We start from the raw sequence: 20,412 nt of genomic DNA, 5'->3' as shown, positions 1-20,412 counted from the left end.
CTGAACCGCGGCAACATCGAGCAGGTCGGCTCGCCGCTGGAACTCTACAAGAGCCCGCGCAATCTCTTTGTCGCCGGCTTCATCGGCTCTCCGAAGATGAACTTCGTCAAGGGTGCCTATGCGCAAGCGCTCGGCGCCGACACGATCGGCGTTCGTCCGGAACATGTGCTGCTGTCGACGGAAAGCGGGGACTGGAAGGGCAGGGTGAACCATGCCGAGCATCTCGGCTCCGACACCTTCCTCCACATAGAGGCCGACGGCATCGGCGCCATCACCGCGCGCGGAACCGGGGACTTCCCGGCTCGCGCCGGAGATACCGTCTATCTCACGCCTGACAAAAGCCGAATCCACCGCTTCGACGGAAACGGATTGGCGATCTAAGCTGGGCGAATGCCATTTCACTCGGCCCGCATCTGTCGATGCAGGCGGGCCGGGAACATCCCAACCGGAGCGGCTCTCCCAAGTCATCCGGAGCAAAAAGACCTTTCAGAAGGACTTGAGACATGACGTGCAAATTATCGCTCGCAACGCTTCAGGAAGCGGCCGCAACCGCTGCCATTCCGGCCTATGATCCGAAGTCGCTATCGGCGGGTATCGTTCATTTCGGCGTCGGCAACTTCCATCGCGCCCATCAGGCGATATACCTCGACGACCTTTTCAATATCGGCCAGGACCACGATTGGGCGATCATCGGCGCCGGCGTACTGCCCTCGGACGCCGCTATGCGCGAAAAGCTCGCCGCCCAGAATTTCCTGACGACGGTGGTCGAGCAGGACAACAACAAGACGGCTGCCCGCGTCACCGCGCCGATGGTCGACATCCTGCCGGTTGGCGACGCCAAGGCGATCATCGCCAAGCTTGCCGATCCCTCGATCCGCATCGTCTCGATGACGATCACCGAGGGCGGTTACTTCATCGACGCTTCCGGCAAGTTCAATCCGGCTCACCCCGCCATCGTTGCTGACGGCCAGAACCCGGACGCGCCGAAGACGGTGTTCGGCCTTGTTGTCGCCGGCCTCAAAGCGCGCCGTGCCGCCGGCCTGCAGCCGTTCACCGTCATGTCCTGCGATAACATTCCCCACAATGGCGGTGTCACCAAAGCCGCTGTCGTCGGTACGGCGAAGCTTTCGGATCCGGTCTTCGCCGACTGGATCGCCGCCAATGTCGCCTTCCCGAACGGCATGGTCGACCGTATCACGCCGGCCACCGGCGCACGCGAAATCGATCTCCTGAAAAGCGCCTTCGATATCGAGGACAACTGGCCGGTTTATTGCGAAGAGTTCAAGCAGTGGGTGCTGGAAGACAATTTCCCGGCCGGCCGGCCGGCGCTGGAAAAGGTCGGCGTCACCTTCGTTCCGGATGTGACGCCCTATGAGCATATGAAGATCCGTATCCTCAATGGCGGCCATGCGGCCATCGCCTATCCGGCGGCGTTGATGGACGTGCATTTCGTCCATGAGGCCATGGAGGAGCCGTTGATCCGCGCCTATCTCGCCAAGCTTGAGAATGACGAGATCATTCCGGTCATTCCACCGGTGCCGAACACTGTTCTAGCCGATTATTTCAAGCTGATCGAGCACCGCTTCTCCAATCCGAAGATCGCCGACACCATTCCGCGCCTGGCGCAGGACGGCTCGAACCGCCAGCCGAAGTTCATCCTGCCGTCGACCGCCGATCGTCTCGCCCGCAAAGAAGATGTCGTCGGTCTCGCTTTGGTCTCGGCGCTCTGGTGCCGCTACTTCGCCGGCAAGACCGATAGCGGCCAGGATATCGTCTTCAATGACGCCAGCGCCGACCGGCTGCACGCCGCGGCGCTGAAGGCCAAGGATGATCCCGGCGCCTTCCTCGTCTTCGACGATATTTTCGGTGACGTCGCCAAATCGGATCTTTTCCGCAAGCGCTTTGCGCATGCGCTAAAAACGTTGTGGGAAAAGGGCACCCGCGCCACCCTGCAGCTATACCTCGACAACAAACTCGCGGATTAATCGTTTGTCGGCCGGGGCGCTCAAGTCCCGGCCGAATTTTTATGGCCAGGCCGATGCTCGAAAGAGATGCGGCTGAAACAGGGTTCGGGTTGGATCTGCGATGACGAATGCGGATAAAGGACTCGTAATCTTCGATTGTGACGGCGTACTTGTCGACAGCGAGCCGCTGTCCGTCAGCGTGCTCATCGACGCCATGCGCGATGTCGGCGTTGATATGAGCGAGGAGGATGTCTACAGCCGCTTCCTCGGCAAGAGCCTCGCCACGCTTGTCGACACGCTGGAGACCGAATTCGACGTCTTCATCGACCAGGCCTTTCTCGATCGCATCCGCAACGATCTTTATGAGCGCTTCCGCCATGAGCTGAGGCCGATCGACGGTATTGCCGAGACGCTGGACGTGCTTGCCGCGCCGCGCTGTGTCGCCTCCTCCAGCCAATTGGAACGCATCCGGCTTTCGCTTGGCGTCACTGGCCTGCTCGAGCGGCTGGAGCCGCATATTTTCAGTGCCAGCATGGTCAAGCGCGGCAAGCCGGCGCCCGATCTCTTCCTTTATGCCGCAAAGCAAATGGGGGTCGAGCCGAAGGACTGCATCGTCATCGAGGACAGCCCGGCCGGCATCATGGCGGCGCGGGCGGCGGGCATGACGGTTTTTGCCTTTACCGGTGGATCGCATGCCCATTCGCCGAGTTACCGGGTGGAATTGGAACGGCTTTCGCCCGAAGTCGTGTTTGACGCGATGCCGGATTTGATACACCTTGTCCGTAACAAGACATAAGCGGACGGGGCTCCTTCTTGATGCGTGATCATGTGGTTGCGGTCGACATCGGCACTGGCAGCGCGCGCGCTGGCGTGTTCACGTCGAGCGGTGCCCTGCTCGCAAAGGGCGAACATCCGATCCTCATGAACCGCCCGCGTGAGAACCACGCCGAGCACAGTTCCGAAAATATCTGGGCTGCAGTTTGTACAGCCGTGCGCAGCGCTGTTACGGCCTCCGGTGTCAGCTCCTCCGTCATCGGCGCGATCGGCTTCGATGCCACTTGTTCCCTGGTCGTGCGCGACATAGAGGGCATGCCGCTTACGGTGTCGACCGGTGGCGAGGACCGGTTCGATACCATCGTCTGGCTCGATCACCGAGCGCTTGCCGAGGCGGATTTCTGCACGGCGACCGGGCATCAAGTTCTGGAGCATTCCGGCCACTTCATGTCGCCGGAGATGGAGATGCCCAAGCTGATGTGGCTGAAGAAAAACCTGCCACAGAGCTGGGCCAGGGCCGGTTATTTCTTCGATCTCGCTGATTTTTTGACCTGGAAGGTGACCGGTTCGCTGGCGCGTTCGCGCTGTACGCTGACGGCGAAATGGAATTATCTAGCCCATCGCAGGCCCGGCTGGCAGGCGGATTTCCTCGATGTGATCGGCCTTGGCGATCTGCGGGAACGCGGCAACCTGCCGGAAGAGACGGCGCCCGTCGGGCAAAGTGTCGGGCAGTTGACGGCGGAAGCGGCCGAAGCCCTGGGGCTCGACCGCGAATGCCATGTCGGTGCGGGAATGGTCGACGCCTATGCCGGTGCGCTCGGTGCGCTCGGCGGCCATGCCGGCGACCGTGATGCGCTGGAGCGTCAACTGGCGCTGATCGCCGGTACGTCGAGCTGCATCGTCGCCTTTTCGCGCGAACGCAAGCGTAGCGCCGGGCTATGGGGCCCCTATTACGAAGTCGTATTTGCCGACACATGGCTGGCCGAGGCCGGGCAGTCGGCGACCGGCGCGCTGCTCGATCATATCGTCAACATGCATGCGGCCGGCGGCGAACCGACGGCGGCGCTGCATGACCGCATCGTCCGGCGCATCGCGGAACTGCGCGCTGCTGAGGGCGACGCCTTTGCCGAGCGCCTTCATGTGCTGCCGGATTTTCACGGCAACCGATCACCGCTTGCCGATCCGCATGCGGTCGGCGTCATCAGCGGCCTGACGCTCGACACCTCCTTCGATGGCCTCTGCCGACTCTACTGGCGCACGAGCGTCGGCATCGCGCTCGGCATCCGCCACATCCTCGAGAAGATGCATGATTATGGCTACGTGCCCGACACGCTGCATGTCGCCGGCGGCCATGTGAAGAATGCCGTGCTCATGGAGCTTTATTCCGATGTCACCGGCTGCAAGGTGGTGGTGCCGAAGATGAATGAGGCCGTGCTTTTAGGGACGGCGATGGCCGCCGCTGTCTCCTGCGGGCTTTACGAGAGCCTCGCGACGGCTGGTGCCGCCATGTATCCCGGCGGTCACGAACGCCTGCCGAACCGGCAGAGGAAAGCGCTCTATGATCGCGACTATCGGCGTTTTCTCGCCATGTACCGTCATCGCGCCGAACTGGACGCGATGGAATAGGCCGGCGGTTGATCGTCGCTTCGGATCCTTATCGAAGCGGCGTGTAGGTGAATATACCTTCCAGCTCTTCGATCTTTCGCATGCGCTTTCCCGCTTCCTCGCCCGCCGCCTGAATGACAGCGGAAGCCAGGCATTCCAGCAGCGCCGTCATTGACGATAGATTGTCGCGGCCGCTGATGCGCAGGGGTGGCAATGACAAGGTGTTGTTGGCGAATTCATGTGCCCATTCGGTGTATTGGCCGGTGATCAGCAGCACCTTGTAGCCGGAGCGGCGCGCGGAACGTGCAAGCAATCGTGATGTCATGAAACGGGGCGAGTCGATGATCACCACCAGTGCATCGTTCGCCGGGCGGCCAAGCAGCTCGATATAACTGCCGTTCGCGCCGTCGAGGAATTGCACATGATCACGAGCGAATTCGAGACGATCGCAAAAATGGCGGCCAAGGCCCGCAAGGCTAAGATGGGTGGCGACGAAAACCTCGCTGGAGGACAGGCTCGCCGCCACGGCCTCATGCCATTGCGGCTGGCCGGTGAGATTGTAGAGGTGCTGTAACATCTCGACCTGTTCGACGATCTGGCCGGCGATCGGGCGGCCCTCAAGGGCATCCTTCTGCAACTGCTCCAGAAGGCTCGACAACTGTAGTGCTATCGGAGCTACGTTTTCCTTCAGATGGACCTTGATCCCGTCCAGGCCCTGGTAGCCGAGCGACCGTAGGAAGCGCCCGACGGTCATCGGGCTCAACTCGAGCCTGTCGGCCACGGAAGAGGCGGTTTCGAAAGGTAACTCGTTCAAGTGTTCGGAAAAATACTTGGCTATTCGGCGCTCTGCGGGAGTACCGCTCTTCATATATTGTCTAAGCTTGTGACCAAGGTCTTCCAAATGTTGCGCCTCGCTAACGGTTCATCCGATCTGCTATCGCACCGATTGCGGGAGCAATCGGGTAGCGTGCAGCTTACCGAAGTCGTCGATCATGCCTAGGTTGTTGTTTTTAGTATGACGCCCACACTATATTAGTAGATACTTTATTACAATAATTCAATTTCCCGCAATCCGCGCCCGTATGGCGGGAAGATATTGATATATTTGCAATCGTTGCCTACCTGTTGGATCATCGCTCAGGAGATGTCGAACGAATGATCATTGATGCCGCGCGTCTTTCCCTCGCCAATCTCTTTGCCGCCGAGACGCGCAAGGTTTTCTGGAAGGTGCTCGGCCTGACGTTGCTGGCGCTCGCCGTTCTTTGGTTTGCGTTGAACAGTACCTTCGTGGCAGTTGTGTTGCCCTGGCTGCAGAGCTTCCTGCCATCGGCGCCGGATTGGACGAGCTGGCTCACCTTGCTTCTCGGACTTCTGGCTGGCCTCGGTCTGGCGCTGGCATTGGCGCTGCTGATCGCGCCGGTGACGGCACTGATCGCAGGCCTGTTTCTCGACGATGTCGCTGATGTCGTGGAAAAGCGGGACTATCCGGCCGATCCGCCCGGAAAGGCGCTGCCCTTCGTGCCGGCGATGAAAGGTTCGCTGAAATTCCTTGGCGTCGTGATCGTCGGCAATATCTTCGCGCTGTTTCTGCTCTTCATTCCCGGCGTCAATCTCGTCGCCTTCTTCCTGGTCAACGGTTACCTGCTCGGGCGGGAATTCTTCGAATTCGCCGCCATGCGCTTTCGATCGCCAGACGAAGCGCGGCAGTTCCGGATCAAGCATGCGTTCACCGTCTTCCTTGCGGGGCTGGTGATCGCCGCCTTCCTTGCCATTCCCATCGTCAATCTTCTGACGCCGCTGTTTGCCGCGGGGATGATGGTGCATCTGCACAAGCTGATTTCGCGGAAGGAAGCGGCTCTGCGTGCCTGAATGCCGCCGTCATCACTTCTTTAGCTGGCAGTCTCGGCGGCGATCATCTGCTGCGGTAGCTCGACCAGCGGTGCCGGCACATCGCAAATCTTTTCCGGCGAGCGACAGAGATCGGCAATGACGCAGCGCTCGCATTCCGGCTTGCGCGCCTTGCAGACATAGCGCCCGTGCAGGATCAGCCAGTGATGTGCGTGGTAGAGATATTGATCTGGGATCACCTTCATCAGCCGCTGCTCGACCTCGTCCGGCGTCTTGCCGGGAGCTAGCAGCAGGCGGTTGGCGATGCGGAAAACATGGGTGTCGACGGCAAGCGTCGCATGGCCGAAGGCCATAGACATCACCACATTGGCGGTCTTGCGGCCGACGCCCGGCAGGGTCATCAGCTCCTCGCGCGTCTGCGGCACTTCGCCATCGAAATCCCGCAGCAGCTTTTCCGACAGCGCCACGACATTCTTCGCCTTGTTGCGGTAAAGGCCGATCGTCTTGATGTAGTCGCGGATGCGGTCTTCGCCGAGGTCGAGCATCTTCTGCGGCGTATCGGCGACGGCGAAGAGGGCGCGGGTCGCCTTGTTAACGCTGACGTCGGTCGCCTGCGCCGACAGAGCCACGGCGACGACGAGGGTGAAGGGATTGACGTGCTCTAACTCCCCCTTCGGCTCCGGCCGCTGGATGGAGAAGCGGCGGAAGATCTCCTCCAGCTCCGCCTTGGAGTAGGGACACTTGAAAGCCGGCTTGCGGCTTGCGGTCGCATTTGACTTTTTCATGTTTTGGGCGCTGGATTTGATCTTGGGGTTTGCCATGAACGACCTATACTCAAGACCCATGATGGAACGCAACGCCGATCCCGGCGCCGATAACAACAGGCCGGTTTTTGCCGCCGAATTGTTTCCTCATCGCTCCCTCGGACGCAAGGGGTTCAGGGTGATGCTGGCGCTGATGGGCACGTTCTGCCTGGTCTATGGCATCCTGTTCGTCATCCGCGGCGCATGGCCGATCGGCATCTTCTTCGGTGCGGATTTCTTCCTGCTCTACGGCGCCTTCTGGCTGAACTATCGCTCAGGCCGGGTGCGCGAAGAGGTGACGGTGTCGCGCACCGACGTCTCGATCCGCAAGTTCTCGCCGACGGGCCGTATGGTCGAGCATCGCTTCAATCCGTTCTGGACACGCTTCCTCGTTCGCCGCCACAGCGAGATCGGCGTGGTGTCGATGCATGTGCGTGACAGAAGCCACGACACCGATGTCGGCTCTTTCCTCAATCCGGAAGACCGCGAGAGCTTTGCCAAGGCTTTCAAGCGCGCTTTGGCGACCGTGACCCAACGCATATAGTTCGTTTGCGGGCATGATCTTGTCCGCAAACCGTTTCACATTTTTCGGGATCAAGCCTTAGCGCAAGAAACGGGTGGTTTTGACCTTCTCTTCGTGGTGTTCTCCTTTCCAAGGAGAAAGTTCATGAATGCCATTGCACAGTTGAAGAAAGACATCACGCCGGAAGGCCCGGATTACGATACCGTCCGCCGGGTGATCGAACTCATCACCGAGGATTATCGCGACCAGCCGTCGCTGGAAGCGATCGCCGACAGGCTCGGGCAATCGCCGACCCAGCTGCAGAAGACCTTTACCCGCTGGGCCGGCCTGTCGCCGAAGGCCTTCCTGCAAGCCGTGACGCTGGATCATGCCAAGCGACTGCTGCGCCAGGAAGATTTGCCGTTGCTCGAAACCTCGTTCGAGGTGGGGCTTTCCGGTCCGAGCCGGCTGCACGATCTCTTCGTCACGCATGAGGCGATGTCACCCGGCGAATGGAAGGCGAAGGGTGGCGGGTTGACCATCCGTTACGGGTTCCACATCTCGCCGTTCGGGCTTGCCCTGATCATGGTCACCGACCGTGGTCTCGCGGGGCTCGCCTTCAGCGATACCGGCGATGAGAAGGCTTGCCTCGAGGATATGACCTGCCGCTGGCCGAATGCGCAATATGTCGAGGACCTGCAGGCGACCATGCCCTACGCGGCGCGGATTTTCGAGCCGTCGAAATGGACGAGCGACCAGCCGTTGCGCGTCGTGCTGATCGGCACGGATTTCCAGGTGCGGGTCTGGGAAAGCCTGCTGAAGATCCCGATGGGCCGCGCCGTCACCTATTCCGACATCGCCAGGGATATCGGCCAGCCCACGGCCATGCGCGCTGTCGGCGCCGCTGTTGGCCGCAACCCTCTCTCTTTCGTCGTCCCCTGCCATCGCGCTCTCGGCAAGAACGGCGATCTCACTGGCTATCACTGGGGTTTGACACGCAAGCGGGCGATGCTGGGTTGGGAGGCAGGGCAGGCTTGAGTTTGCCGCGCCTCTGAATTCTGACTTTACGCAGGAGTTTTGCGAAATCGAACCATTTATTCGGCTTGAACTGTAGCACTGTCGCCAGCGTCTTCCAGATATGGGCTGACCAGCCTGATAAGTTCGCTCTGCACTATGGGGTCCCCCAACATGCCACGGCGCGCGGCATTGTGTATCACCCCGTCAATTGCATCGGAAATGATCAGCGCAGCGGTTTGATCAGTCCTGCCAGGCCGGCGGTTCCGGCAAGTCGCCACAGCCTCTGTATAGTAGCCGAGATATTCGATCTCAAATTCACTGTTGGGGTTGCGATAGTCGTCAGAGCTTGGGGCTTCATCAAGCAATGCTCTATGAAGGCCGGGATAGGTGCTATGGGCGGCGATCATGGCGCGAACCAGGTTCGACACGAACTGCACCGGTGACAGTCCTTCGGCTTTGGATTTCCGCATGACGGCAATACAGTCGTCGAGATGCCGCCGGCGGATGGCATCGACCAGAGAAAGCTTGTCCGGAAAATACTGGTACAGCGAACCGATACTCACACCGGCTAAATCTGCGATCCTGTTGGTCGTGAATCCGGCCCATCCTTCATCGCTCAAAACGCGAGCACCAGCCTGAAGGATCGTTTCGACCGTGGCACGGGAACGGGCCTGTCGCGGCCTCTTGCGTATCACCGGCTGCTGCTTTGCAATGCGAGTAGACAAAGGACCCTCCTTGTACAGAATGTGAGTAATTTACTCACATTCCGAAAACTTGGAAGGGCCGACTTCATGAGCATATTACTGCAAAAACTTTATGGCTATCACGCTTGGGCCAATAGTGACTTGTTCGACAAATTGGGGACTTTGGACCAGGATCAGCATAAGGTCGAGCTGCGCACCGCCGTGCGGCTGATCAATCATTCCTATGTCGTTGCTCGAATCTTCGCCGCGCATCTGACTGGCGGGCAACATGGCTATACTTCGGACAACACGGACGAGACGCCAGCCCTGGACGAGCTGAGCGCTGCCGTAACATCTTCCGATCAATGGTATCTCGATTACCTTCGCGGCGTCTCGCCCGAGAAGCTGGCGGAGGCCATCCCGTTTACCTTCACCGATGGTGACAAGGGCTATATGACCAGAGAGGAAATGCTGACCCATGTTGCCCTGCACGGAGGCTATCATCGGGGCGAGGTCGGCCGGATACTCTGGCAACTTTCCGTCACGCCGCCTTGGGACACCTTTGCCGTCTATCTTCACCGGAGTGAGCCGCCGCGACGGCAGCAGGGCGGCAAGCAATCCATTCGGGCTTAAGTGTCAGAGCGCCATCCCTATGTAAGGGGATTATGTGGTCCCCGCAAATTCGGAGCCGCCCTCACGCCGCTTTCGCCACTGCCATCTGCAACAATGCCTTGGCGGCGCTTTCATCCGTGATCAGCGTATTGCAGCCGATGCGCTTGATGGTGGCGCTGATCGCCATGGCGCGGTGCGCGCCGCCGGAGGAGATGACGATGTGCTTGGCCTTCTTCAGCGTATCGAGATCAACGGACATCACGCGCTTGTTGATCGGGTGGTCGACGGAATTGCCCTCGGCATCGAGAAAATTGAACATGGTGTCGCAGACGCAGCCGGCTTCGATCAGCTGATCCAGCTCCCGTTTCGAGATGAAGCCTTCCGATAGCGAAGTGGATTGCGGGCCGATGTCGCCGCAGCTGACGATGGCGAGGTCGAGATTTTCGGCAAGACGATAGATTGCCTCCAGTCCGCATTTTTCGATCAGATTACGCTTGGTCTCGATGGAATCGACCAGAAGCGGCGCCAGGAACATATAGCATTCCGCGCCGAGCTGGCTTGCCAGGCGCCAGGTATAGTCGATCGGGTTGGTCTGGTGGACGGCGACGATGCCGCCGAGTAGCGAGACCACCTTGCAATTGTCGCGGCGGGGCGGGCGGAAGCTTGCAAGCGAAGCCGTCATCGTCCGGCCCCAGCCGACGCCGATCGTGTAATTGTCGGGGATCGCTTCCGTCAGAAACTGGCCGAGCGCCAGGCCGACGCTTTTCGCCTGGGCATTGACGTCGCCGCCGACCGGTGCCGGGACGACGATCGCCTCGTCCAGCCCGTAAATGCGCTCTAGCTTGATCGCCAGTTCGACGCAGTCGTCGATACCTTCATTGATCCAGATCTGCACCTCGCTGCGGCGCATCGCCTCGTCCAGCAGGCGGATGACCGTGGTGCGGCTGATGCCGAGCTGTTCGGCGACATCCTTCTGTGTCAGGCCCTGATTGTAATAGAGCCAGGCGGCCCGCAGCCGCAGAGAGGCCGTCTCGGAATAGGCAGTGTGTGTCCCGCGTCTGAGTTTGGCCACAGGTCCTCCAGCAAGATTTTCGCCCGCCCATTCTGTTATAGTGATCGCAAGCAACCAAGGTTGCCGCGGCGGCGCAGGGCAGGGGCGGCGAGATCGGCTCTTCGCTTAGAGATATTCTATGGGTTGAAACTTATGTCAATTGAAATGCACAAATGTCGCTTGACTTTTCCCGGCGAGATTGATGATAGTCGCCCTGAGGAATACGGTCTTTGTCCAGTCGAGGAGGACAATGTGCGAGTGCTGCGCCGTGGACATGCTTGGCTGGGCAGGGAGCCATATAGGGCGCTCTCACCCGGCGAAAAGCCAGTCCCCGGAAAGTTGTTTCTTCGCTGTTCTGACCGTTTGCCGGAAATGGAACCATCGCACTGTTTTTGCCGTTACCGAGGCATGGGAGACAGTGCGGCGCGATCCGCTCTCAGTCTTCGTGTCGTCCATCGAACCGGACGGAATCGCCGGTCAACATTTCCCAACCCAATGGGCTTATTTCAACAAGGATAGGTATCATGACATCCAAGCTTGACCAACTTCGCGCCATGACGACGGTCGTGGCCGATACCGGTGACATCGAGGCGGTTGCCCGTCTGAAGCCGGTCGATTGCACGACCAACCCGACCATCGTCTTGAAGGCGCTCGGCACGCCGATGTTCGCCGACGCGATCAAGGAAGCCGTCGCCTGGGGCAAGAAGCAGGGCGGTACGCCGGATGCTGTAGCCGCCGCCGTTGCCGACCGTCTGGCGATCTCCGTCGGTGCTGCGCTGTCCGGCCTCGTTCCCGGTCGTGTTTCGACGGAAGTCGATGCTGACCTGTCCTTCGATACTGAGGCATCGCTCGCCAAAGCCCGCGCCATCATCGCTGCCTACAAGGAGCGTGGCATCGAGCGCGACCGTATCCTGATCAAGCTCGCTTCCACCTGGGAAGGCATCCGCGCCGCCGAAGTGCTGCAGAAGGAAGGCATTGACTGCAACCTGACGCTGCTATTCAGCAAGGCCCAGGCCGTCGCCTGCGCCGACGCCAAGGTCTTCCTCATTTCGCCCTTCGTCGGCCGTATCCTCGACTGGTACAAGAAGTCGACTGGCAAGGACTACACCCCGGAAGAAGATCCGGGCGTTCTGTCCGTTCGCGAAATCTACAATTACTACAAGGCCAACGACATCAAGACGATCGTCATGGGTGCCTCCTTCCGCAGTGCTGCCGAAGTCGAAGCTCTGGCCGGTTGCGATCGCCTGACGATCAGCCCGAACCTGCTCGACGAGCTCGCCAAGGACGAAGGCAAGCTGGAGCGCAAGCTCTCGCCGGAAAACAAGACCTCCGTCGCCAAGATCATCGTCGATGAAAAAACCTACCGCTGGCAGATGAACGAAGATGCGATGGCGACCGAAAAGCTCGCTGAAGGCATCCGCGCATTCGCCAAGGACCTCGGCACGCTTCGCGCCATGGTCAGCAAGGAACTGCAGCTCGCTGCTGCATAAGCAGTTGAACTGAGATGAACAAGGCGCGGCTACCGAAGGGTGGCCGCGCTTTTTCTTTGGCTGCGTCTAATCGGCACTGATTGCGAATTCCGCCCGGATCTTCTCCGAGCCGTTGCCGATCGTTGGGGCGGCGAGATCGTTTTTATGGCGCTGGCCATTGACGCGGATCGGGCTTGCCGTCGTGCGAACGGAAATGCCGTCGCCGCGGATCACGGTTTGCAACATATCGAGCTGGCGGAAGGCGGCGGTTTCGAGCAGCTGCGGCCAATCCAGCACTTCTGTCGCCCAGATATCGGCGGGTTCGAGGGTCGCGAGCCATTCCTTTACCGTCTTCTGATGCAGGCGGCTGGCGATCAGGTTCTTGATCTCGTCGCGCAGGGAAAAGGCCCCGTCCGGCGTGTAATCGGCAAGTGCGGGCAGGTCGAGCAGCGGCGCCAGTTTCGGCAGTGGCGTCATGGCGAGCGCCAGCCAACCGTCGGCGCAGTGATAGACGCCGTAGGGAGCCGAGAGATAGGCGTGGGCATTGCGCACCGAGGATTTTTGCGGCCGGCGGCCGCCGTCGTTGAGATGCGTGGTCAGCACCTCGAACTGGAAATCGACCATGGCTTCGAGCAGGCTGGTTTCGACATGGACGCCGCGACCGGTAATGCCGCGCCTGACAAGGCCGGCGAGAATGCCCTGGACGATGAGATTGCCGGCCAGCATGTCGGCGACTGCAAGGCCAAAGGGCACCGGACCGTCATCGGCCCCACCGTTCAGCCACATGGCGCCGGAGCGGGCCTGGGCGAGCAGATCCTGTCCTGGAAAATGCCGCCATTCATTGTCCGGGCCGTAGCCGGTGATGCTGCCATAGACGATGCGTGGATTGATCGCTGCGACCGAGGCATAGTCGAGGCCAAGGCGCTCGATGACCCCGGGGCGAAAATTCTGGATGATGACATCGGCTTTCTCGATCAGCGCCCTGAGGTCTCGCAGATCGCCTTCGTCCTTCATGTTGATGGCGAAGCTTTCCTTGCCGCGATTGATAGCGTGGAACAGTGTCGAGTCGCCGCCGATCTCGGTGTCGCTGAGATAGAGCCTGCGACAGAGATCGCCGCCATCGGGACGCTCCACCTTGATCACCCGCGCGCCGAGATCGCCGAGCCGTAGTGCTGCCATCGGGCCGGCCAGGAACTGGCTCATATCGAGCACCACTATGCCGGCAAGCAGACCCTCATTGTTTTCCTCGGTCATCTCAGCGCTTCAGCTCCGGAGCGTCGTCGGGGCGGCCGTTCTTGTAGCGCACGGTCTGGATATGCTCGCAGTAAAGCACCAGCTCGCCTTCGCCCTTGAAGACTTCGTAGGACGAGCGGATCAGGCCGAGATCCCGGTATTTCGGCTGCTTATCCAGGTTGGTGCGGATGGTGTAGATCGTGTCGCCAATGAAGGTCGGCTTGATGAAGCGCAGTCTGTCATAGCCATAGGAAAAGGCGTTGATGCAATTGGTGGCGACCAGCCCGAGCCCGGCGGAGAAGACGAAGGCGCCGGCCACCAGCCGCTTGCCGAACAGGCCCTCCGTCTCGGCAAAGATCTGGTCGCTGACGTAGGGGTGCATGTCGAGTACCAGCGCGTTGAACTGCTGGGATTCACCCTCGGAGATCGTGCGCCGCAGCGAGCGGATCTTGTGGCCGATCTCGAAGTCTTCGTAGAACCAGTTTTCCGAATTCCAGACCGGGATATCGGCATGGCCGGCCGGCATGGTCTTCGGATGGGTGCTGGAAATGCCGACGGTGGCAGTCATGGCATAGGCTTTCGATGATATTATCGGGCGCTCAGAGGGACCAGAGGCGCTTGGCGTTCAACTGATAAAGCCGGTCGCGTTCGTCGGCGCTTGTCCCCTGCATCAGCGCATGCGTGGCGGCGACCCAGGTGGAGAGACCGCCGCCCAGCGTGCAGACCGGCCAGTCGCTGCCCCAGATCACGCGATCCCAGCCGAAGCTTGCGATCGAATGCTCGACGAAGGGCTGCAGCCTGTCGACGGTCCAACTGTCGGGATCGGCATAGGCGACGATGCCGGAAATCTTGACGACGACATTCGGCCGCCTGGCAATCTCGGTTATTCCCGAGGACCAGACCTGGCCGAGTTGCTTCTTGATGGCGGGTACGCCGCAATGGTCGAGAATGAACTGGATGTCGGGATTGAGGTCGACGAGTGCTATTGCCTTGGAAATCTGATGCGGCAGCACGCAGAGATCGAAGGTGAGACGCGAGCCGGCAATCCGCTTCAGGTTTTCGCGGAAGAGGGCGCCTTCGGAGACATCATCCGGCACGACATGCAGCACGCGACGGAAGCCCTTGATGAAGGGGTCGGCAAGCACCCGTTCCAGATAGGCGGGAAAGCCGGCATCTTCCGGACGGCAGGCGGCGATGGCGCCGCGGATCAGGCTGCCGGGCTTTTGGCTCAAGCCTTTGACATAGTCCGTTTCCGGCTCGATATCGCTTTCGGCGACATCGACTTCCATATGCAATGTGTCGGTAATCCCGCAGCGATGCGCCTCGCGGGCATAGTCCTCGTAGAGGCTGTCGCGGTTGAGCTCGCCGGCCCCCTCCAGCCAGGGATATGCAAGTTTCTCGCGATCGACGATGTGCAGGTGGCTATCGAAAAGCATGGCGATCCTCCCATCATGCTGATCAACATATACTCACAGAAGAATAGTTTATTCAAATAGAAATTATAGTTCGGTGCTATCCACCGTCCCGACCACAGTTTCGGAGATCTGCTTTGCCGCGTCCCGCACATGGTCGATGACCTGATCATAGGTCGGCGCGTTGGGGTTGACCGGCTGGATATAGGGGCAGGTGAGTGCGGCCAGCGCATTGCCGTCCATGGCCAGGATCGGCGCTGAGATATTGCGCACGCCGTTGGTCTGCAGGCTGTCCATGGTCTCGAAACCCTTGTCGCGGATCGCCCGCAGTCTTTCGTCGAGATCGGCCGGCGGTCGGTCGTCCTCCTGGTCTTGTTGGCGGCGCTGCTCGTTGATCATCATCTGGCGCTGCTTCTCGTCGCGAAAGGCGAGGAGGATATGGCCGGAGCCGGTGTTGAACAGGTTGATCTGGGCGCCGACGCGGATCGAGATGCCCCAATAGGTCGGCGAATCCTGCTGGGCGATGACGACGACCGAGCCGCGGTCGAAAATTGCCAGATGGCAGGCCTGTTCGGCGCGATTGGAGAATTCACGCATCAGTGGCGTGGCGAAGGAGACGAGCCGGCGCACGGGTGCATGATAATGCGCCAGGCCGAAGAGCTTGAGCGTCAGATAGAAGCGGTCGCCATCCTGCCGCTGCACATAGCCGCGCCGCACCAGCCGGTCGAGCATGCGGTAGAATTCGTTCGGGCTTTTGCCGAGCGCCTTAGCGATTTCCGCCTGCGTTAGCCCGCCATCGATGCGCGCCAGCAGCTCCAGAATATCGAGGCCCTTGTCCAGCGCCGGGGCGCGATATCGATCGCTGTCGTCTTCAATGGTCACGGCTGGTCTCTCATCAGTGAAACATGATTCATCATTCATATGTGAATGAATGCGATTTGCAAGCGCCGTTGATCCCGGCTTGACGGCCAATGAATAAGATGTTTACTTATAAATCAATGATCCATATTTGGGTCGCAAGGGCGATCGGACGGGGAGTCCGGTTCTTTAGGGAGGAATGACAATGAGGAATTTGAAGGCCGGCTTTGCCGCCGGCGTGATGGCATTGCTCGCGAGCTCCGCGGCTTTTGCCGCCGACCTGCCCGGCAAGTTTCCGGGCGTGACGATCGATGCCAAGCTGATCGGCGGCCAGCAATATGAGCCGCTCTATGCGCGCATTTCCGAGTGGGAGAAGGAGACCGGCGCCAAGGTCAACATCCTCTCCAAGAAGAACCATTTCGAGCTCGACAAGGAAATCAAGTCGGACATGGCGTCGGGCGATATCTCCTGGTGCGTCGGCTCGAACCACTCGTCCTTCGCGCCGCAATATCCCGACCTTTACACCGATCTCGGCAAGCTGCTGCCGAAGGAGGAGATCGCCCAGTTCGTCGATTCGACGATCGAGGCCTCCACCATCGACGGCCGGTTGATCATGCTGCCGCGCGCGCAGTTCGACGTTTCGGCGCTATATTATCAGAAGAGCCTCTATAGCGATGAAGCCAAGAAGACGGCGTTCAAGGCCAAGTACGGCTACGATCTGGCGCCGCCGAAGACCTGGAAGGAAGTGTCGGATCAGGCGGTGTTCTTCGCCAATCCGCCGAATTTCTTCGGCACGCAGTTCCCCGGCAAGGAAGAAGCGATCAACGGCCGCTTCTTTGAAATGCTGGTCGCGGAAGGCGGCGAATATCTCGACAAGGACGGCAAGCCGGCCTTCAATTCCGAAGCAGGCGTGCGCGCGCTCGACTGGTTCGTGAACATGTACAAGGCGAAGGCCGTTCCGGCCGGTACGACCAACTATCTCTGGGACGATCTCGGCGCCGGCTTTGCGTCCGGCACCGTCGCGCTCGATCTCGACTGGCCGGGCTGGGCGACCTATTTCAACGATCCGAAGTCCTCGAAGGTTGCCGGCAATGTCGGCGTCGTCGTGCAGCCCGTCGGTTCCTCCGGCAAGCATACCGGCTGGTCTGGCCATCACGGCTTCTCGGTCACGGAGGCCTGCAAGAACAAGGATGCCGCCGCCTCGCTCGTCTGGTTCCTGACCAATGACGATTCGCAGAAGCTCGAAGCCGCCAATGGCACGCTGCCGACCCGCAAGGCGGTCTGGGAGTGGGACATCCAGCAGGCTGCGTCCGACCCTTACAAAAAGGAAGTGCTGAGCACTTTCCAGGAATCGATGAAATATGCCTTCCCGGTTCCGCGCACGCCGCAATGGATCGAGATTTCCAACGTCGTCTATCCTGAGCTTCAGGCCGCCATCCTCGGCGACAAGACTTCCAAGGAAGCGCTCGACACGGCCGCACAGAAGGCCACCGACGTCCTGAAGGATGCCGGTTCGCTCTGATCGACGCAATCAGGTCCCGCGCCCTGAAACGGGTGCGGGACGTCTTTAAAAATACCTATGACCAGTGCCTTTAGGGGCCGGTCTGTCCGGCCGGATGTGCCTCCGGCCTCTCGGCCCCATGCAATCGCATTCCACGCAGTCCGGGCCACGCTGCTGAGGAATGCCGACAGGTGCAACCATGTTCAAGAAAATATCCCCACCGGTCCTGCTGCTTCTTCCAGCGATCATCGTGCTTGTGGCGGTGGTTCTGTTTCCGCTGCTTCTGTCCTTCTATTCCAGCTTCACGCCGTTTCGCCTGACGCGGCCGTCGACGCTCTTCACCTTCATCGGTCTGCGCAATTACATCCGCATTCTGACCGATCCGGTGTTCCTGGCGGCGTTCGTGCGTACCGTCGTGCTGCTGACGATCGCGCTCAATCTGGAAATGCTGCTTGGCCTCGGCCTGGCGTTGCTGGTCAACAAGGCGACCCACGGCAAGCGCATCCTGCGCACGCTGATGATGTTCCCGATGATGTTTTCGCCGGTGCTCGTTGGCTTCCAGTTCAAGTTCATGTTCAACGACAATGTCGGTATCATCAACAATGCGCTGCAATCCCTAGGTATCACCAACGATGCCATCCCTTGGCTGATCGACGGCAATCTGGCGCTGTTTTCGATCATCGTCGCTGAAGTCTGGTCGTCGACCTCCGTCTTCGCCATCCTCATCCTCGCCGGCCTGTTCGCCATGCCGCAGGAGCCTGTGGAGGCGGCGAAAGTCGATGGCTGTACGGGCTGGCAGACGTTTCGTTACGTCACCTGGCCGTTCCTGATGCCGTTTGCCTTCATCGCCATGACCATCCGCTCGCTCGACGTCGCCCGCGCCTATGACATCGTCAAGATCATGACCGATGGCGGTCCGGCGCGGCGCACGGAGCTGATCTGGACGCTGGTCGGGCGCACCGCCTATGCCGACGCGCAAATGGGTCTCGCCAACGCCATGGCCTATGTCTCGATCATCCTGTCGATCGCCTTCACAGTGTATTTCTTCCGTAAGCTGGCGCTTGCCCGCACCCAGATCGGAGCGGAGTGGTAATCATGGATCGCAACGCCGAACAACGCCTGCGCCGCCGCATCGGAAAAGTCGCCTATCTCAGCGGCCTTTTCATCGCGATGCTTATCATCTGCCTGCCGGGCTTCTGGATCATCCTGAGCTCGCTGCGACCGACGGTCGAGATCATGGCGAAGCCGCCGGTCTGGATCCCCCACGAGCTTTCGCTGGAAGCCTATCGCGCCATGTTCAGCGGTGCGGGGCAGGGCGGCATTCCCGTCTGGGATTATTTCCGCAATTCGCTGGTGATCTCCATCACCTCCACCGCCATCGCGCTCGTCATCGGTATGTCCGGTGGTTATGCCTTCGCGCGCTTCCGCTTCACCGGCAAATCGACGGTGTTCCTCGGCCTGATGCTGACGCGCTCCGTGCCGGGTGTGGCCCTGTCGTTGCCGCTGTTCATGGTCTATGCGCGGCTCGGGATCATCGATACGCATTTCGGCCTGATCCTCACCTATGTCGCGCTGAACGTGCCCTTCACCATCTGGCTGATCGATGGCTTCTTCCGGCAGGTGCCGAAGGATCTGGCCGAGGCCGCACAGATCGACGGCTGCACGCGCTGGCAGGCTTTCTGGCAGGTGGAGTTTCCGCTCGCCGGCCCCGGCATCGCGTCCGCCGGCATCTTCGCCTTCCTCACCTGCTGGAACGAATATGCGCTGGCCTCGCAGCTGACGCGCTCGGTCAATTCCAAGACGCTGCCGGTCGGCCTGCTCGACTACACGGCCGAATTCACCATCGACTGGCGCGGCATGTGCGCGCTCGCCGTGGTGATGATCGTTCCGGCGCTCGCACTCACATTCATCATTCAGAAGCATCTAGTGTCAGGTCTGACATTCGGTGCGGTCAAAGGTTGATCCCATGGCTCAGGTCTCGCTCAAAAAACTCGTCAAGCGCTACGGTGCCCTGGAAATCGTCCACGGGATCGATCTCGATATCACGGACAAGGAATTCATCGCTCTCGTCGGACCGTCCGGCTGCGGCAAGTCGACAACGCTGCGGATGATCGCCGGCCTCGAGAATATCTCCGACGGCACGATCGAGATCGGCGATACCGTCGTCAATGACCTGCCGCCGCGCGACCGCAATATTTCCATGGTGTTCCAGTCCTATGCGCTCTATCCGCATATGACCGTGCGCGAGAACATGGGTTTCTCGCTGAAGATCGCCAAGCAGCCGCAGACCGAGATTGATCAGCGCGTCAATGAAGCGGCCGCTATCCTCGGCCTCGATGCGCTGATGGATCGCCGCCCGGCGCAGCTTTCCGGCGGCCAGCGCCAGCGCGTCGCCATGGGCCGCGCCATCGTCCGCCAGCCGGAGGTCTTCCTCTTCGACGAGCCGTTGTCGAACCTCGACGCCAAGCTCAGGACGCAGATGCGTACCGAGATCAAGAAGCTGCATGCCAAGGTGCAGTCGACGGTGATCTACGTCACCCATGATCAGGTGGAAGCGATGACGCTCGCCGATCGCATCGTCATCATGCGTGACGGCTATATCGAGCAGGTCGGCACACCGGATGAAGTGTTCAAGCGGCCTGCCACCCGCTTCGTCGCCGGCTTCATCGGCTCGCCGCCGATGAATATCGAGGAGGCGCTGGTGTCTGCCGGCGCGCTGGTGTTCAAGAATGGCGACAGGCTGCCGCTGCCGGCCCAATTCATGGATCGGGTCAAGGATGGCGAGAAGGTCGCCTTCGGCCTGCGCCCGGACGATATTTTCCCCACCGGCCATGGTCTGCATTCGGGCGCGGAAGCGGCGGTGCATGAGGTGACGCTGCCGGTCGCCATCACCGAGCCGCTCGGCAACGAGACCCTGGTTTTTGTCGAATTCGCCGGCCGCGAATGGGTGTCACGCATGCTCAATCCGCGCGGCCTGAAGAGCGGCGAGCAGTTGAAGATGAGCTTCGATCTCGCCCAAGCCCATCTCTTCTCCATCGAAACCGGCAAGAGCCTGGCGATCTGAGCGAGGGAGGCGAGAC

At 60.3% G+C, this 20,412-nt stretch carries 21 protein-coding genes; 13 read left to right on the top strand and 8 right to left on the bottom strand.

What is annotated here, in order from left to right:
* From RRH01S_RS18625 to RRH01S_RS18610, 4 genes are all read left to right on the top strand, one after another.
* The coding region (locus tag RRH01S_RS18625) for a TOBE domain-containing protein (RefSeq protein ID WP_042473485.1) at positions 1 to 381 on the top strand (381 nt) is incomplete at its 5' end.
* Between the two features lie 122 nt (positions 382 to 503).
* Positions 504 to 1,985, top strand: coding sequence for a mannitol dehydrogenase family protein (locus tag RRH01S_RS18620; protein WP_012652453.1), 1,482 nt, complete (start codon positions 504 to 506; stop codon positions 1,983 to 1,985).
* A 100-nt stretch (positions 1,986 to 2,085) separates the two neighbouring features.
* Positions 2,086 to 2,760 carry an HAD family hydrolase gene (locus RRH01S_RS18615; RefSeq protein WP_042473478.1) on the top strand — a complete coding sequence of 225 codons (675 nt, stop codon included), beginning with the start codon at positions 2,086 to 2,088 and terminating at the stop codon, positions 2,758 to 2,760.
* Between the two features lie 20 nt (positions 2,761 to 2,780).
* Positions 2,781 to 4,364: an FGGY-family carbohydrate kinase gene (locus RRH01S_RS18610; protein ID WP_034517441.1), complete on the top strand. Its 1,584-nt coding sequence runs from the start codon at positions 2,781 to 2,783 to the stop codon at positions 4,362 to 4,364.
* 28 nt (positions 4,365 to 4,392) lie between these two features.
* Here RRH01S_RS18610 and RRH01S_RS18605 read toward each other — a convergent pair whose 3' ends face one another.
* The gene (locus RRH01S_RS18605) at positions 4,393 to 5,244 is read right to left on the bottom strand and encodes a MurR/RpiR family transcriptional regulator (protein ID WP_037221326.1); all 852 of its coding nucleotides are present in this window, start codon (positions 5,242 to 5,244) and stop codon (positions 4,393 to 4,395) included.
* A 254-nt stretch (positions 5,245 to 5,498) separates the two neighbouring features.
* Between RRH01S_RS18605 and RRH01S_RS18600 the strand changes: the two genes are divergently transcribed.
* Entirely contained in the window at positions 5,499 to 6,212 is a 714-nt protein-coding gene (locus RRH01S_RS18600) for a sulfate transporter family protein (protein WP_012652449.1), read from the top strand.
* Between the two features lie 20 nt (positions 6,213 to 6,232).
* On the opposite strand, the gene nth is transcribed toward RRH01S_RS18600, so the two are convergent.
* On the bottom strand, positions 6,233 to 6,976 hold the full coding sequence (gene nth / locus RRH01S_RS18595; protein ID WP_502579482.1) for an endonuclease III: 744 nt from the start codon (positions 6,974 to 6,976) through the stop codon (positions 6,233 to 6,235).
* Between the two features lie 58 nt (positions 6,977 to 7,034).
* Here nth and RRH01S_RS18590 point away from each other — a divergent pair, with 58 nt between their 5' ends.
* Both RRH01S_RS18590 and RRH01S_RS18585 read left to right on the top strand, forming a co-directional pair.
* Positions 7,035 to 7,538, top strand: coding sequence for a DUF2244 domain-containing protein (locus tag RRH01S_RS18590; RefSeq protein WP_012652447.1), 504 nt, complete (start codon positions 7,035 to 7,037; stop codon positions 7,536 to 7,538).
* A 123-nt stretch (positions 7,539 to 7,661) separates the two neighbouring features.
* The gene (locus RRH01S_RS18585) at positions 7,662 to 8,534 is read left to right on the top strand and encodes a methylated-DNA--[protein]-cysteine S-methyltransferase (protein WP_007699043.1); all 873 of its coding nucleotides are present in this window, start codon (positions 7,662 to 7,664) and stop codon (positions 8,532 to 8,534) included.
* 56 nt (positions 8,535 to 8,590) lie between these two features.
* Here RRH01S_RS18585 and RRH01S_RS18580 read toward each other — a convergent pair whose 3' ends face one another.
* On the bottom strand, positions 8,591 to 9,238 hold the full coding sequence (locus RRH01S_RS18580; protein ID WP_080515868.1) for a TetR/AcrR family transcriptional regulator: 648 nt from the start codon (positions 9,236 to 9,238) through the stop codon (positions 8,591 to 8,593).
* A 66-nt stretch (positions 9,239 to 9,304) separates the two neighbouring features.
* Here RRH01S_RS18580 and RRH01S_RS18575 point away from each other — a divergent pair, with 66 nt between their 5' ends.
* On the top strand, positions 9,305 to 9,829 hold the full coding sequence (locus RRH01S_RS18575; protein WP_012652445.1) for a DinB family protein: 525 nt from the start codon (positions 9,305 to 9,307) through the stop codon (positions 9,827 to 9,829).
* Positions 9,830 to 9,890: 61 nt separating this feature from the next.
* Here RRH01S_RS18575 and RRH01S_RS18570 read toward each other — a convergent pair whose 3' ends face one another.
* Positions 9,891 to 10,880: a sugar-binding transcriptional regulator gene (locus tag RRH01S_RS18570; protein WP_042473475.1), complete on the bottom strand. Its 990-nt coding sequence runs from the start codon at positions 10,878 to 10,880 to the stop codon at positions 9,891 to 9,893.
* Between the two features lie 503 nt (positions 10,881 to 11,383).
* Between RRH01S_RS18570 and tal the strand changes: the two genes are divergently transcribed.
* Positions 11,384 to 12,349 (top strand): transaldolase, encoded by a 966-nt coding sequence (tal, locus tag RRH01S_RS18565; protein ID WP_012652443.1) that lies wholly within the window; start codon positions 11,384 to 11,386, stop codon positions 12,347 to 12,349.
* A gap of 66 nt (positions 12,350 to 12,415) precedes the next feature.
* Here the strand turns inward: tal and RRH01S_RS18560 are convergent, their stop codons facing one another.
* From RRH01S_RS18560 to RRH01S_RS18545, 4 genes are all read right to left on the bottom strand, one after another.
* Positions 12,416 to 13,582, bottom strand: coding sequence for a CaiB/BaiF CoA transferase family protein (locus tag RRH01S_RS18560; protein ID WP_012652442.1), 1,167 nt, complete (start codon positions 13,580 to 13,582; stop codon positions 12,416 to 12,418).
* A gap of 1 nt (position 13,583) precedes the next feature.
* Complete coding sequence (locus tag RRH01S_RS18555) at positions 13,584 to 14,129, bottom strand: MaoC family dehydratase (RefSeq protein ID WP_012652441.1); 546 nt, start codon at positions 14,127 to 14,129, stop codon at positions 13,584 to 13,586.
* A gap of 31 nt (positions 14,130 to 14,160) precedes the next feature.
* Positions 14,161 to 14,997: an amidohydrolase family protein gene (locus tag RRH01S_RS18550; RefSeq protein ID WP_012652440.1), complete on the bottom strand. Its 837-nt coding sequence runs from the start codon at positions 14,995 to 14,997 to the stop codon at positions 14,161 to 14,163.
* A 63-nt stretch (positions 14,998 to 15,060) separates the two neighbouring features.
* Positions 15,061 to 15,894 (bottom strand): IclR family transcriptional regulator, encoded by an 834-nt coding sequence (locus RRH01S_RS18545; RefSeq protein WP_042473470.1) that lies wholly within the window; start codon positions 15,892 to 15,894, stop codon positions 15,061 to 15,063.
* Between the two features lie 142 nt (positions 15,895 to 16,036).
* Between RRH01S_RS18545 and RRH01S_RS18540 the strand changes: the two genes are divergently transcribed.
* The 4 genes from RRH01S_RS18540 (at position 16,037) to RRH01S_RS18525 (ending at position 20,396) form a co-directional block, all read left to right on the top strand.
* Positions 16,037 to 17,353 (top strand): extracellular solute-binding protein, encoded by a 1,317-nt coding sequence (locus tag RRH01S_RS18540; RefSeq protein WP_012652438.1) that lies wholly within the window; start codon positions 16,037 to 16,039, stop codon positions 17,351 to 17,353.
* Between the two features lie 178 nt (positions 17,354 to 17,531).
* Positions 17,532 to 18,425: a carbohydrate ABC transporter permease gene (locus RRH01S_RS18535; protein WP_034517464.1), complete on the top strand. Its 894-nt coding sequence runs from the start codon at positions 17,532 to 17,534 to the stop codon at positions 18,423 to 18,425.
* Positions 18,426 to 18,427: 2 nt separating this feature from the next.
* Positions 18,428 to 19,294 (top strand): carbohydrate ABC transporter permease, encoded by an 867-nt coding sequence (locus RRH01S_RS18530; RefSeq protein ID WP_007699010.1) that lies wholly within the window; start codon positions 18,428 to 18,430, stop codon positions 19,292 to 19,294.
* Positions 19,295 to 19,298: 4 nt separating this feature from the next.
* The gene (locus RRH01S_RS18525; RefSeq protein ID WP_012652436.1) at positions 19,299 to 20,396 is read left to right on the top strand and encodes an ABC transporter ATP-binding protein; all 1,098 of its coding nucleotides are present in this window, start codon (positions 19,299 to 19,301) and stop codon (positions 20,394 to 20,396) included.
* The last annotated feature ends 16 nt before the right edge of the window (positions 20,397 to 20,412 follow it).

Origin of the sequence: Rhizobium rhizogenes NBRC 13257 (assembly GCF_000696095.1) — a bacterium.
GTDB classification, from domain to species: Bacteria; Pseudomonadota; Alphaproteobacteria; order Rhizobiales; family Rhizobiaceae; genus Rhizobium; species Rhizobium rhizogenes.
The sequence above is the reverse complement of the archived record's forward strand: the minus strand, read 5'-3'. Positions and strand labels throughout refer to the sequence as shown.